This is a genomic window from Helicobacter bilis ATCC 51630, from assembly GCF_000686565.1.
GTDB lineage: Bacteria > Campylobacterota > Campylobacteria > Campylobacterales > Helicobacteraceae > Helicobacter_A > Helicobacter_A bilis.
Genome location: NZ_JMKW01000052.1, coordinates 1 through 14757 on the forward strand (window position 1 = coordinate 1; position 14757 = coordinate 14757).

The 14757-nt window shown below is 35.3% G+C and carries 14 protein-coding genes and 1 pseudogene; 10 read left to right on the top strand and 5 right to left on the bottom strand.

The annotated features are described in order from the left end of the window. A pseudogene (locus tag T368_RS15925) lies at positions 1–235 on the top strand (hypothetical protein); the annotation flags it as partial. Next, entirely contained in the window at positions 181–408 is a 228-nt protein-coding gene (locus tag T368_RS15010) for a hypothetical protein (RefSeq protein WP_004086304.1), read from the top strand. The pseudogene T368_RS15925 and the gene T368_RS15010, both read left to right, overlap by 55 nt. Positions 409–2183: 1775 nt before the next feature. Here the strand turns inward: T368_RS15010 and T368_RS0109220 are convergent. Continuing rightward, on the bottom strand, positions 2184–3839 hold the full coding sequence (locus tag T368_RS0109220) for a methyl-accepting chemotaxis protein (protein ID WP_027338449.1): 1656 nt from the start codon (positions 3837–3839) through the stop codon (positions 2184–2186). Positions 3840–4559: 720 nt separating this feature from the next. On the opposite strand from T368_RS0109220, the gene dxr reads away from it, so the two are divergent. From dxr to T368_RS0109240, 4 genes are read left to right on the top strand one after another with little or no spacing between them, the layout of a single operon-like run. Beyond that, positions 4560–5774, top strand: coding sequence for a 1-deoxy-D-xylulose-5-phosphate reductoisomerase (dxr, locus tag T368_RS0109225; RefSeq protein WP_004086311.1), 1215 nt, complete (start codon positions 4560–4562; stop codon positions 5772–5774). Positions 5775–5829: 55 nt separating this feature from the next. Beyond that, positions 5830–6264, top strand: a complete 435-nt coding sequence (locus T368_RS0109230) for a Dps family protein (RefSeq protein WP_004086313.1) — start codon at positions 5830–5832, stop codon at positions 6262–6264. 43 nt (positions 6265–6307) lie between these two features. Further along, positions 6308–6637, top strand: a complete 330-nt coding sequence (locus T368_RS0109235; protein ID WP_230455616.1) for a hypothetical protein — start codon at positions 6308–6310, stop codon at positions 6635–6637. Positions 6638–6664: 27 nt separating this feature from the next. Beyond that, the gene (locus tag T368_RS0109240; RefSeq protein WP_004086318.1) at positions 6665–7636 is read left to right on the top strand and encodes an NAD(P)H-dependent glycerol-3-phosphate dehydrogenase; all 972 of its coding nucleotides are present in this window, start codon (positions 6665–6667) and stop codon (positions 7634–7636) included. Positions 7637–7679: 43 nt separating this feature from the next. On the opposite strand, the gene T368_RS0109245 is transcribed toward T368_RS0109240, so the two are convergent. From T368_RS0109245 to T368_RS0109260, 4 genes are all read right to left on the bottom strand, one after another. Beyond that, complete coding sequence (locus tag T368_RS0109245) at positions 7680–8522, bottom strand: 4-hydroxy-3-methylbut-2-enyl diphosphate reductase (RefSeq protein ID WP_004086319.1); 843 nt, start codon at positions 8520–8522, stop codon at positions 7680–7682. Between the two features lie 105 nt (positions 8523–8627). Continuing rightward, entirely contained in the window at positions 8628–10346 is a 1719-nt protein-coding gene (locus tag T368_RS0109250; RefSeq protein WP_230455617.1) for a CCA tRNA nucleotidyltransferase, read from the bottom strand. Beyond that, the gene (locus T368_RS0109255; protein ID WP_004086324.1) at positions 10300–11205 is read right to left on the bottom strand and encodes a glutamine amidotransferase-related protein; all 906 of its coding nucleotides are present in this window, start codon (positions 11203–11205) and stop codon (positions 10300–10302) included. Before T368_RS0109255 ends, T368_RS0109250 begins: the two co-directional genes overlap by 47 nt. A gap of 2 nt (positions 11206–11207) precedes the next feature. Continuing rightward, positions 11208–11942: a hypothetical protein gene (locus tag T368_RS0109260; protein WP_004086332.1), complete on the bottom strand. Its 735-nt coding sequence runs from the start codon at positions 11940–11942 to the stop codon at positions 11208–11210. 192 nt (positions 11943–12134) lie between these two features. On the opposite strand from T368_RS0109260, the gene T368_RS0109265 reads away from it, so the two are divergent. The 4 genes from T368_RS0109265 to T368_RS13820 all read left to right on the top strand — a co-directional run. Beyond that, positions 12135–13046, top strand: a complete 912-nt coding sequence (locus T368_RS0109265) for a PDC sensor domain-containing protein (protein ID WP_004086333.1) — start codon at positions 12135–12137, stop codon at positions 13044–13046. A 22-nt stretch (positions 13047–13068) separates the two neighbouring features. Next, positions 13069–13311: a NifU family protein gene (locus tag T368_RS0109270; RefSeq protein WP_004086334.1), complete on the top strand. Its 243-nt coding sequence runs from the start codon at positions 13069–13071 to the stop codon at positions 13309–13311. 334 nt (positions 13312–13645) lie between these two features. Next, the gene (locus T368_RS16190) at positions 13646–13783 is read left to right on the top strand and encodes a hypothetical protein (RefSeq protein ID WP_169736168.1); all 138 of its coding nucleotides are present in this window, start codon (positions 13646–13648) and stop codon (positions 13781–13783) included. Positions 13784–14018: 235 nt separating this feature from the next. Further along, positions 14019–14757: hypothetical protein (locus T368_RS13820; protein ID WP_034595213.1), on the top strand; the 739-nt coding region annotated here is incomplete at its 3' end.

A 14757-nucleotide genomic window follows, 5' to 3' on the forward strand; every position in this document is an offset into this window, starting at 1 on the left:
CAATGATAATGCACAGATAAATAAAGCAAATTGCCAAAAAACATCAATCAGTAATAGCTATCAAAATGTCCTATCAAATGCAAATAAACCAGACTTACTCAAAAGCTATGATATGCAGCAAACTACCGTTAATGCACTTAAAGCAATAGGTGAAGCTCCAATCAGTGATTATACAGATGAGTGGAAAAAGGTGCAAATAACGGATTTTATACAGACTTTGATACGACTATTTTAGAGATATATGCTACTAAAAGTGTGATAGCTATTGATGAAGTGATAGGATTTCATATTGTTACTTCTATTGAGTTAGTAGAAGTTGAATGGGATTTTGGTGATGGCAAGGTTAGCAATCAAATGGTAAGAGTAGTCAAAAGGATAATATACTCAAATCTTGTAAATGCGCCCTAAGCCCTGCCTCCGCCCAAAGCGGTATAGAATCTAATTTTATTTATTTTTCACATATATCACGCCAGTAATTACCATCATAGCTACCTTGATGATTTCATTATTTAATCTCGTAAGATGCACACTCGTAAAAGCTTTGTTGCTAGAGCATTTTCCACTAGTAGGCTTTCTATTTTGTGCATTTGCTTGCGAGATAAGCTCTTTTCTTTATAATAAACCTTTACAGCACCATTTGTCTTGTCGTTTGTATATTGGATTTCTGCAGATATATCTCCGCTTAAATAATATTTTTTTTGCATACCTTCTTTTTTCGCTTGTAAATGGAGTCTCAAATTGTAGATTTCCGCTTTCACAATAACTTTTTTGCCATACCATGTGCTATCTCATTTTTAACATGAGTGGTTCGAATTCTAAATTCCCATTGTCATAGTTTTGTTTCACAACACACACAACTTTACTGAAAAAAGAAGCGACACTGTGCACAAAATCATTGATAAAGTACATTTTTACCCATAGTTTTTTTCTAAATCCCATAATCTATTCTTTAATCTAAAATATAGGATTATACAAAAAAAATAAGAGTTAGAATCTCGCCCAGCTATAATTTCAACTTTCTTTTAATTCTTGTCATACAACCCATTTGGTAAGTATGCGTGAAATCTTGCTTGCATTATGTGGTATAGATTGCTATTTCACAAAATTGCAATGTAGCGTATAATCTATAAAAAGTATAAGATACGCTAACAACATATAGCAGACTATGAAACTTGTTTTGTAAAATTGATATTTTATAATATTTTTCTTATGTAAGAAAATCATAATTATGGGGATAACTAAACATGCTGCTAAAAGAATTACACTCATATCACCAAAGCACCATATTTTTATAGAGAAATGCTTAACGCCAAATATAAATTTTAAAACCACACTGACTATAAACGCAAATGGATATGAGAATATAATAGCAGATATAACCATTAACCAAAAGCAAACAAAGCAATCTAGGATAAATTTACCCCATTGAAATTTGTCTTTCATTATAACCTTTCATTTTTGCAAGCATTGCCCCCTTATTTTATCCACAATGAAACATATCATTTTCTTAAACAAAATGATATAGAGCCAAATAAATGGCAATAAGAATAAGAGAAGCGATAAATCTATTTTAAGCAACAAGAAACTAACAAAAAATAACAAAGGAAAAATATAATACAACCAATATTTTTTAAAAAACAATATAAAATCATTCATATTTTGATTGTGATGAATGCACCACACTTCAAAATCAATTGGAATCTTAAAAATACATAGAAAATAACAATAAGGCGTAATAGCTAAAAGAAAAGTCATAAAAAGACTTCCAAAAAAGCTAACTTGATACGCCATTGATAAGGATTAAATAAACACTAACACACAAAAGCCAAGCCACCCCGCATATAAGATTCTAAAAAATGTTCGCACAGCTAAAACTCCAAACAAATAGCAAGTATTAAAGATTGACATTGTATTCTAGATTATTTATATTCCATAAGTATCAAGGGTAATATGCAAAAAACAGATAGAATCTTTTCGCAATAATCATTTCACTCATAATATTGTATATATAATTCAAATTCTTTGTTTTGAAAGAGGGTGGCAGAAAAGCCTGATTCTGTATTTGGTTGATGAATGAGTAAATCACATCTTTCAAAGAATCTTTTTTGCTATAGCATATTAGACTTTATGTATTCTAGATCCCCCTACTTAACCAACTCTCACAACGCAAATACCATAAATAACTATATCTTAAAATATTGCATGTGTTGTTTTAAGCCATCAGAGATTTGTTCTAGCTTATGAATGGTTTCATTTGTATTTTGCAATGATTGTCCTGTGCTTACTGATAGATTAGAGATATTTTGCATATCTTTTGCGATACTCTCCATTGTGGCTTCTTGTTGGCTTGATGAATGTGCGACTTCTTGGGCTTTTGTGAGAGAATCTTGGGCTTGTTCTTGTATCTGACTAAGCAGTGAAACAGAATTTGAGATAAGCTCTTGTCCCTTTTCAATCTGTGGCACAATGACTTCAATAGATTCTACTGAAGTTTCAATGCCTTGCTGGATTGACTGGATAATCTTTACAATCTCATTTGTGCTACCTGCCGTGCGTTCGGCAAGCCGCCTTACCTCATCGGCTACGACTGCAAAGCCCCTGCCATGCTCCCCTGCTCTTGCTGCTTCAATTGCTGCATTTAATGCTAGTAAGTTAGTCTGATCCGCAATTTCAGCGATAAGATTAGCGCTATTGCTAATCTCAAGTGATTGCTGTTGTAAGCCTCGCATATTATTTGCTGAATCATTAATCAGCATAGTCATCTTGCCTATCTCTTCTGCGGTTGTATTCACCACTTTTACGCCCTCTAGCGATAGCTCCACATTCTTTAACGCATTTTGTTCAGATAGCTTTGCCGCGTTGGAAATCTCTGAAATAGCTTCATTCATCTCATTAATCTTTGTAGCAATCACTGAAGAGCTTTGCGTTTGAATGGTAGAGGCTTGTTGTGCTTCATTTGAAGTTTGTGCGACTTTATGCGTTGCTTCATTGATTTGATTTGAAGATTCCATAACCGCTTGTATAATCTCTTTTAATCGTGTCTGCATAGCTGAAATAGACGCAAGCATACTGCCCTCACCCTTAAAAGTTACACATTCTTGCAAATTACCATTTGCTATGCGAGATACCGCACGAGATGCAGAATGTGGCTCACCACCAAGTGAGTTTAACAAGCTACGCACAATATATAAGGCAATCAATACGCCAAAAAGAATACTTGCCCCAACTAGCACAAATAATATTGCTTTAAAGGAATCTACCGCATCTCTTAGCTCTTTTGTAAGATTCTGATTCTTTGACTCTTCTAAATTAATAAACTCATTAATCTGTGCTAACCATGTAACAAAATGCGGTGCAATCGCTTGTAATTCTTTTTCTGCCAACTCATTTTGCCCACGCTTTTTCATAGCGATAATATTATCAATCATCGGCATGGTTTTCATACGCGTTTGACGGATAGAAGCATAAATGCGACTCTCTTCACTATCAAACATATTTTTTGCTAAAAAGCCTTCTTCCATACCATTTGCAGCTTTCATATAAAAATCTTGCAATGCGTTTATTTCTTTCTCAAGGTATGAAAGTGCCGCACTATTGCTACTACTTGTTAATACAACATCTCTAATGGCAATAGACCTATCATGCACACTACCACGAAAATCTATAGCATGTCTTTGCTTTAGGGCATTAACATCATTGATTTGACGCAAACTTTTAATAATATAATCCACATTAATAAGACTAATAACTGCAATAATACATGTAAAAAGAAGTAGCACACCAAAGCCTATGCCAAGCATGACACTCACACCCATTTTTTTCTTTTCAGTTATTTCCATGATTACCTTCCTAAACTTTTAAAACATTGTTGCATTCCGCAAACTTGCAATATATCACAAAAACTTAACTGCAATATTCTAGCATTTATAAATAAATTTTATAGCGTATAGACTAGATTTTATAAAACTTTGGGGCTTTGAGTGTAAGAATATATCGTTGTCTTGTGTTTTTCATATCTATTTATTCTAGATTCTATATCATTAAAGCTTTACTTGTTATAATAACGCTTTTAGAAACTTTAACAAATTGTCATATTGAGCGTAGCAAATACTAGCATAGAATCTAAAAGAGATATTTCGTGCTTACGCACCCGCACGAGCAAAGCTCTTGCCCACACTTGCAAATATGACAAGAGTTTAGAATCTAATTTTGGGTCTTATTTACACATAGAATTTGCGCATAAGGTTTCCTATCTCACATCATTTATTTTGTATATGAGATAAGATTCTATGCTTCATTTATTTTTACAGCTATAAGCAGAATACTACTAAAATGTATGATAATCTACTCATTTTAGTTTCAAGGCCACACATAACATAAATTTGTTTCAGTTTTTTTGATATAGAACTATTCCTAGTTTCTTAAGTTTTTATAGTTTCACTTGCATATCAATCAATTATAAAGCATGGTTGCAATAACAAATCATAGTATAGCAATATTGCATATTTCATTTTTTTTTGCTTTAATTTTGTATTGCAAAATTCGCAAAAAGGCATGTCGTGGTTATATTAGGTAGCACTGGTAGCATAGGTATAAACGCACAAAAAGTTGCAAAGCAATTTAACATAAAGATTGAAGCCCTTGCGTGTGGTAGTAATATCGCATTGTTTAATGAGCAGATTAGAGAGTGTAAGCCAAAGTTTGTAGCTATTGCTGATGAAAAAAAACTTAATATGTTGCAACCACAAGATAGCAAGGTATTTGTCGGCGAAGAGGGCATTTGCAAAATGCTTGAAGCATGTAAATCACAAAAGATTCTAAATGCGGTGGTAGGCTATGCTGGTCTTAGCTTTAGTCTCAAGGCTATTGCATTACAAAAAGAACTTATCCTTGCTAATAAGGAATCTTTAGTAGTCGCAGGACATTTGATAAAGCAAAATATCATGCAAAACTTAGTATCTACTAAAGATTCTAAGCATACAGAATCTAATACAAGAAACTACATGCTAGAGCATATTTTCCCCATTGATAGCGAACATTTTAGTTTGTGGTCTTTACTAGCAATTTTAGATTCCAAAAAGCAGTCAAATATTACGCATTACAAAGCTTTTAAGAATCTCTATATTACCGCTTCTGGTGGGGCTTTAAGAGATTTTCCACTAGAAAAGATTCCATACGCTACACTAAGCGATGTATTGAAACATCCAACATGGAGTATGGGGCAGAAAATCACAATAGATTCAGCAACACTTGTAAATAAGCTTTATGAGATTTTAGAGGCTTATTGGCTTTTTGATACAAAAAACATTCATGCTTTTATTGAGAGAAGCTCCCTTGTGCATGCTTTTATAGAATCTAGCGATAATTCATTAAATGCTAGTGTAAGTCATGCGGATATGTGTTTGCCCCTTGCTTATGGTATGGATAGATTCAAGGCTCAAAGTAGCTTTTGTATAACCCCACTTAGCATAAATGACTTTGTAAAAATAAGTTTTCAAAAAATACAGACAGATCGCTATCCATTATGGGCGTATAAAGATCTTTTACTAGAAAAGCCACATTTAGGCATAGCCCTAAATGCTAGTAATGAATTAGTCCAGCAATATTTCCTGCAAGAAAAACTTCCCTTTTACGCACTAGCAGAAGTAAGTATGCAGGCATTAGAGAAAATGAAAGATATAAAGACTCCAAACACTTTAGAATCTATCCTTGCTTTTAGACAAGAGGCAAGGGCTTTAGCGGAATTTTTTATAAAAAACTTGAAACAAAGATAAAAGTTATTAAAGATATGCTAAACTCTCAATATTATTTTATTTTGAGAGGTGTTTCATGGAACAGATAAAGATTTTAAAGCAACTTCAGGCAGATTCATTAGTTTTCTTTACAAAAACTCACAATTACCACTGGAATGTAAAAGGCAAAGATTTTCCACAAGTCCATGCGGCAACAGAAGAGATTTATAATCAATTCGCAGAAATCTTTGATGCTCTAGCAGAGAGAATCATACAGCTTGGCGACACTCCGTATGTAACGCTAAAAGAAGTGCTTGATAAAGCAAAGATTAAAGAAGAAAGCAAAACTAGTTTTAAGTCAAAAGATGTATTAGAATCCGTTTTAGAAGATTACAAATATTTCCTAAAAAACTTTAAAAAACTTTCAGAAGTGGCAGCAAAAGAGAATGACACTACAACACAAGGATTTGCAGATTCACAAGTAGCACATTTAGAAAAAGCAATTTGGATGCTTAACGCACAACTTGCATAGGTAGGCTTGTGTGCCTTACTCCATTAACAAGCAAGATTCCACAATGCAGCAAGGTATCATAGAAGACACTTTGGAGGTAAGCGATCTTGATATGCGTATATCAAATGACGAAAAGGAAGAGCTTGTAACCTTTGATGAAAAAAGGGAGGGTATAGGGAGATTTAATCTTCTTATAGCGTGTTTCATTCTGTCTGTCATTATGGCTATTTTTATCCCAAAGATTTTTATTTCTAATAATATTTATTACACAAGTCGAGAAATTGCAAGGCTAAATGCTGAAAAAGAGCTATTATATGAAGAAAGAATGCGATTAAAAAGAGAAATAGAGATTATAAACAACAAGCATTTAATGCTAGAGTTAGGGACCAAATAATCAAATGGTGTGGGAGAGATTCATATAATGCAGGATATATTTGTATTTGGTGGCGGTGCTTGGGGATTTGCCCTAGCTCATGCGTTTAGTCAAAAAAATCGTGTTTTTGTATTATCAAGGCGAAAGCTAAATCTCACACAATATGGCAGTGATATTACACAAGATTCTAATACTACCCCCTATCAACTTAGCTATGATGACTTTATAACACACTATAAAAATTCTAAGAACCCACTTTGTGTGATCGCCATTGCAAGTGCTTTTTTACGAGAGTTTATGCAGAAGGCAAGTTTTTTAGAATCTGTGCGTAATGATATGCAAATCCTTGTAGCAAGTAAGGGGATAGAGCAAGGCAGTGGGGCTTTTGTCAATGAGATTTTAGAGCAGTATTTCAAAGCAGATTCTATGTGCTATCTTGCCGGACCTAGCTTTGCTAAAGAAGTGATGAAAGGGCTTCCTTGTGCGTTAGTGATACACTCAAGCAATGAAAACTTGAGCAAAAGATACGCACAATGCTTCCCTGATTTCATTAAAACCTATGTGCAAAATGATGTTATAGGCGCTGAAATCGCAGGGGCATATAAAAATGTTATCGCCATTGCTGGTGGGATTTGTGATGGACTAGGACTTGGGAATAATGCTAAGGCATCACTGCTTTCTCGTGGGCTTGTTGAGATGGCGCGTTTTGGTGCATTTTTTGGTGCGAAGCAAGAAACTTTTTTGGGATTATCTGGTAGTGGGGATTTGTTTCTTACTTCAAATTCCACAATGTCAAGGAACTATCGCGTAGGCTTTGGACTTGCTAGCAATAAATCACTAGATGAGATTCTAAACGAGTTAGGCGAAGTAGCAGAAGGCGTATATAGTGCAAAATCAATCGTGCAAATCAGCAAAAAGCACAATCTCTACACGCCCATAGCCTTTGAAGTCCAAGCCATTTTAGAAGGCGGTGCCGTGCAAATTGGGTTAAAAAATTTACTTGCGAATAAACCACGATAATACTGCTATATATCGCAGTTAGCATTCGTTAAAATAGTATCAATCACACAAGACTCTTTATCGCATTTTCTACATTTTTTATAACCCAATTTGGTGTGCTAGCCCCAGCGCTTATTCCACATATTTTTTTACCTGCAAACCATTCTTGTTTGATGTCGTTTTCATCTTCGACTAGATAGCTATCCTTGCAATGATTCTGTGCGATATAGAAAAGCTGCTTTGTATTCGATGAGGTTTTGCCGCCGACAATAATCATAATATCAGCCTTTTGACTAAGCGTCCTTGTTGCCTCTTGATTCTCAAAAGTCGCATTGCATATTGTGTTAAACACTCGCACTTCCATGGCATTACTGACAAGATACTTCACGATTTGTAGGAATTGCTCTATTTGCTTTGTGGTTTGTGATACGACTGCTACTTTTTTTGGAATCTTTTTTATTTGCTGTAAGGATTCTAAATCACTCACAACAATGGGTGTTTTCACACTATAGCTCATCACGCTACGCACTTCGGGGTGATTAGAATCTCCAAAAATCACAATATTATACCCATCATTACTCATCTTTTCTACAATCTGCTGTGGCTTTGTAACAAAGGGACAAGTCGCATCGGTAATGCTAACGCCCTTTGTTTGCAAGATTTCTAGATTCTGTTTTGTGATGCCATGTGTGCGGATAATCACGCTTTTACTATCGCCTAGCTTTGTAATATCTTCTTGCACTTTTACGCCAAAGTTTTTCTCTAAACGGCTGATTTCAAGCGGATTGTGTATAAGCGGTCCTAGTGTGAGTGTGTTTGGGTTGTTTTGTGCGATTTTTTCTGTGATTTTTATAGCTCTTTTCACACCAAAACAAAATCCATATTTATCTGCAAGTATGACTTCCATGATATTCCTTATTGTGATTTTTTAGCCTTATATAATGTGTATTGTGAAAAATTATAACAAAGTTGTTTTAAGATTGCATGGCTTTAAAATAGGACAAATAAGATTCTACAATCTTGCAATATAAAACCTTGCCCTACTCTCTAATGAATGAAAAGTATTTGGTATCTCTTCTTCTATAACCGCATATAACAGCTTTGTTAAAAGTATGCCGATTTGTTTGCCTTGTAGTGAAATCCCCATAGATTTTGCAATATCTTGTAATGCGTTGCCATTAATGTTTAGTTGAGAGAGTTTATAGCATTCCTTATTTATGATAATCTCATTTAAATCTTTTGTTATAGCATATAGTTGTTCTTTGCTATATGGTGGCGTTTCTGGCAACATAGAATCTTTTGGGCTAGATTCACCCAATGCTTCATGTGTTTTCTGCAAGACTACATATAATAGCATGAGTTGTGATATTATCTCTATATCATGCTGTGAGAGTAGATATTTGAGTGCTGTTTTGCTATTTTGTGCTGTGAAAATCTCTGTATTACAAAGTAGTTGCAAAAGTGTTTGACTTCTTTGTATCGTTTTGTTATCAAAATGCAATTGTTTGCAAATAGCTTGATAATCACACAAATATTTTTGCAATTTTTCCCTATTTTTGTATATATCCTTTGCATAAGGCAGGGGGCAGAATAATAGAGAAAGTCGCAAGATAATATTTTTTGGTGCAATGCTTAGTGCTTCAAAATTATGATTTAACTGCATTGCGTTTAGAATCTTTAAAGGCGGTAAGATAAAGAAAAATACACTTTTGTATATAGATAAGATTCTATGTGCGTATTGTCCGCATAAAAGCTTTGTAAATTCTATCTGTATGCGTTCATTTGCAATAAGCGATAGTTTTTGAGTAAGTAGAAATACCGCTTCTTTTGTCTGGCTACTAAGCTGAAAGGAAAACGGCAAAACAGAAGCAAAGCGAATGGCTCTCATAATACGCAGAGAATCTTCTAAAAATCTTTCTTGTGCGTTGCCTACACATGCGATTTTTCTCTCACATAAGTGCTTGATTCCGTTATGATAGTCAAAGAGTTGCATATTGATACTTGAATGAGTTGCAGAATTTTTGGAATCCAGATTCTCTACCAAATGGGTAGGTGCAGGATGTAAGGGTGCAAACTTTATAGAATCTAGATTCTTGTCGTTTTGAGTCGTAGTTGAAAAGTCCATTTTAGATTCTAAAGTGTTAGATATTTCGCTTTGCTTAATATGACAATCGCTAGATTCTAGATTTTTACTATTTTGCACTCTAAGCCCTGCATCCGCCCATAGTACAACATGCTCTTCTGTCTTAATATCTTTATGTAGCATTTTACACGCAAGGGCATTTATGCTAAAATCCCTGCGAGATAAATCCTCTTGCAGAGTTTTTGCAAATTGTATGCATTCAGGTCGTCTCCCATCTTTATACTCGCTTTCAAAGCGATATGTCGTAATTTCGACAAGATTCCCCATCTTTTTATCCCTAATCCCCAAAGTGCCATATTTTAAACCAATAGGGATAACTTCAAAAGATTCAGCATATATGCTAAAAAGCTGCTGTGTTTGCATAGGCTCTGCATTGCTTGTAATATCCCAATCTTTTGGCGACAAACCAAGCAGACTATCACGCACACAACCACCTACAATATAGGCTTCAAAACCATGAGATTCTAGAATCTTTAAGATATCAATCACATAGTTTGGTATCTGCATAGATAGGATATAGCTTTGCATGTTTTGACTAATATTAGCGAAGTTGCAAGAAATCACGCATGAGTTTAAAGCCCATTTCATGACTTCTTTCTGGGTGTGGCTGTATGCCTAAGATATTCTCTTTGCCGATAATGCTAGGAAATGAGATTCCATAATCACAAGCAGCAATGATAAAGCGAGTATCACAGCACACATGATAGCTATGCACAAAATACAAGTAAAAAGAATCTTTCATAGAAGCACATAAATTATGTGGCTTTTTGATAAAGTTTTTATTCCAACCTATATGAGGTATTTTTAAATGCGTATTCTGTGCTTTGTTATTGTTTGTTGTATAAAGGGTTTGAATGTTTGTGTAAATAGATTCTAGATTCTCTACCAAATGGGTGGGTGCAGGGCTTGGGGTGCATCTTGTGTCGAATCTAGATTCTCTACCATTTGGGTGGGTGCAGGGTGCAAGGGTGCAAACTTTATAGAATCTAGATTCTATCTCTATTAAGTGATTATTGGGTGTAGGATATGACTTTGTAGAATCTAGCCCTTTAGATTCTATATCATTAAATCCCATATTCGTTTTTATATGCCACTCTATTGAGTCTTTTGAGCCAAAAGGTGCGACAAAGCCCTCCACTAAGCCAAGCCCTTTATATTCGCCAAACTCATAGCTTTTCTCAAAAAGTAGCTGCATGCCAAGACAGATTCCAAGCATATAACGACCGCTTTTTGCATATTCACACAAAGATTTATCTAAATCCCTTGCACTCAAATGCTCCATCGCACTGCCAAATGCCCCTACACCGGGCAATACAATCTTATCACATGCTTGTATGTCCTTATGTGTGCTAACACGCTTAATAGATTCCGTCCTAGCTACATACTCCAAGCAACGCATGACATTTGCGATATTGCCAACGCCATAATCAACAACTCCAATTTGCAAAACTATAAATCCTCTTCTATAATGTAAGGTGTGCCTTCAGCCTTGCCCTTACCCATGAGAGAGCGGACGACTTCTTGCACTTTTGTTCGCGTTGCATCTTTTGCAGTTGGGGCTTTATAATTTGTATCATAAGCTTTTTTTAGCAAAGCGATTTTTTCAGAATCTGTCTTTGCAGTCTTTAGTTTTTCATAGAGTTCAGCTACTTTATTTGCTGACTCTACTCCCATGCCGCCAACAGGTATCATTTTCACATCACCTTGTTTTAACCTCTCATCTAAATGCTTCAACTCTTCTTGACAATGCGGACAAAGTGGGTCAGAGATAATGTAGAATACTTTTTTGCTAGTCTTACCTTTAAGGCTTACAATGTATTCTTGCGGTAGTTTTGCTATCTCTTTTTTCACTGCTGCTTGTGTTTTGAAAGTCATATTATAGTTTGTTATGGATTGAAACTCTTGGACGACTAATTCCCTATCTTTATCATTGTTTGTAAAAAATGCTTGTGTAATAGGCAGAAAAATGCTCTCTTGTTTATTTGTAACCGCAAGCACCTTATACCCGCTTGAGCTATCCTTTAGCGTTAAAAGCTTAAGATTACTATCTTGACTTAGGGCTTGCTCTTTTAGTATCGTTGTAGCTTGTCCTGTTTGCTTTTGTATCATATCAGTGATTTTACTTGCATTTGCTAGATTTACACTTAAACTCAAAGCTATAAAAGCCGCAATTTTCTTTTTCATACTTCATACTCCAAAATAAAATAAGCCAGTATTCTAGCATGTAAATCATAATAGAGTAAAAAGCCCACCAAAATAACACTAAAAACCTAGCTAAATATTTATAAAACTAATTTTAGATTCTAGCTTTCATAAAAACATTTGCTTTTATGCTAGAATACCACACAAACAGAATCTAATTCAGTAAGGAAAACAATGCTTTCACGCGATATTGTAACCTATTCAAAAGTGCGTTATGAAGTGCGCGCATACATGGTTTATCTTTTTACACAAAATATTAAAAACTTTATGCCAAATCCAAGCTTTGAAAGCGTATTAGAAGGGCTTACACGCATTAAAGATGAGATAAAAGTCTTTGATTCCATGTATATTTTAGATAAAAACGGCACGCAGCTAAGCGATGTTTTGCAGCCAGATGGTGCATTGCCAAATGAAAATAAGAATTTTTCTAATCGTGCGTATTTCTATGAAGCCATAGAAGAGAGACGATGTATCATCACAAACCCCTATCCATCAAGGATTGATGGCGATCTTGTCGTAACCGCTGCTTATCCCGTGTATAATGAATCCCACGAATTGCTTTTTGTTGTCTGCATTGACATTCATTTGCGTGATGCCATAAAGATTAGCTCCCCTAGCCTATTTTTTGGAATCTTTTCTAACTTTAGCATTGCCATGTACTTTTTATGTTCCGTTTCACTTGCCTTTGTTTCAATCATTTTGATTGTAAAGGGTATCGTGAAGCTATGGTCAGAAGACTTATTACAATTTAGCGATTTTAAAGTAGAAGATATTTTTGAATCTACCATACTCCTAACCCTAGCCCTTGCTATATTTGACCTAGTAAAAGCCATTTTTGAAGAGGAAGTATTAGGAAAAAATACCGGGCAGAAAACCTACACAGTCCATAGGACAATGATACGATTTCTAGGCTCTATTATCGTAGCTTTAGCGATTGAAGCCTTAATGCTTGTATTTAAATTTAGCATTGATTCACCAGAAAAGCTCATATATGCAGTATGGCTTATCTTAGGTGTAGCAATACTTCTCATCGCATTAGCTATATATGTAAAGCTCTCTTTTGCTGCTCAACAAAATAAAGATTGATAGATTTAATACAAGGATAGATATGTTTCCATTTAGCGATACCGAGCTTTTAGCCCCCGTGCGACAAAGTATAAATAGTGTGCGTCCTATACTGCTAAAAGATGGCGGTGATATTGAGATTGTAGAAATCAAAAATGCGTGTGTCTTTGTGCGTTTTCATGGTGCATGTAGTGGTTGTCCTAGTAAAAATGCGACTTTACATAATGCGATATTAGCTACTCTGCAAAGAGATATCCATCCAGATATTAAAGTGAGTGAAGTTTGAGATGAAGTCATGTACTCTAGTCATATTACTTTTTTTGTCATGTTGAGCGAAGCGAAACATCTAACATAGAATCTAAACGAATCTCTTACTATGTTACCCTTTAACATTGTCATACTAAGCGAAAACAAAACATCTTTAATCGTCATATTACCCCCCCCCCTTTTTTTTTGTCATGTTGAGCGCAACGAAATATCCCCTACAAACTCTAAGATTAATAAACAAAAAAAAGCAAAAATCCATAAAACCGCCACATTTACAAAAAAAAAAAAACAAAAATTCAACTTTTTTATGCTAGAATTTGCACTTCATTTACTTTAGATTTTAAGGAGATAGTATGTCAATACTACAACATGACATAATGGCACAGGCACAAGGCAACACAACAGCAAAAGCAAGCACACTAGCTAAGGCAAATACACTAGCTAAAGTGAGTATAGTAGCAGCCCTTACACTATGGGGGGGGGGTAACTAACCCTTTATTTGCTAAAGAAGTAAATAACGATATTGCCGCTAATGCCCTTAAGAATAATCATGATGAAGCAGAATTAACATTTGGACAAAACGCCAAATTCACAGCGGAACAGACACTAGGCAGCAACACAACAACCATTATAAACAATGCAAACAAAATTGGTGGGGATTCTGGGGATAAAAAACTCACCATTGATACGACAAATAAAAATCCAACAATCACAATCACAAATAAAGTGGGCGGAAGCAACTCATGGAATGCAGAGATTGACGCCCAAGCGTATGAGGGTGAGCTTGTCATCGAGAATGGCACAGCTGAAGCAGCAGCAAAATGGAGTAAAAAAGTAACAGGGGCAAGTGCAAAGGGAGATAATAAAAAACTCACAATAAACAACGCCCATGCAGAATCTGAATGGAGTGGTGCGATAGAAGCTAAGCAGTCAATCACTACAATCAATAATAAAGGTAAAATCACGGGTGCAATCACTGGTGCTGAAGGGGCTGTTACAGTCAATAATAGCGGCACAATAGAAACAGGGGCTATAACAGGTGCTGCTGGTGGCTTGACTATCAAAAATGAAGAAAATGGCACTATCAAATCAGCTACAACAACCACAGGACAATTTAACCTTACAAATAATGGCAAGATTGAAGGAACTATCACAGCAAGTGGCGTAACAGATATTACAAATAATGGCACAATTTCCGCTGGAGTTACTTTGAGTGGCACAAATGCTTCAAGCATTGCAAATAATGGAAAAATAGATGCTGAAGTAAAACTAGGTGGTGGCACAGCTGCTACAGAATCTAACTTTGCACACTTTCAAAATGCTGGTGGTGCTACAATCAAAAAGGTTAATTTCACTGAAAGCTACGCACGGATAGACAACTACGGCACAATAGGTAGTGAGACATCAAGTGAAACAGCTATAGAGAGTAGTGCAGATAAAGTAGGACAAATTATCAATAACCACT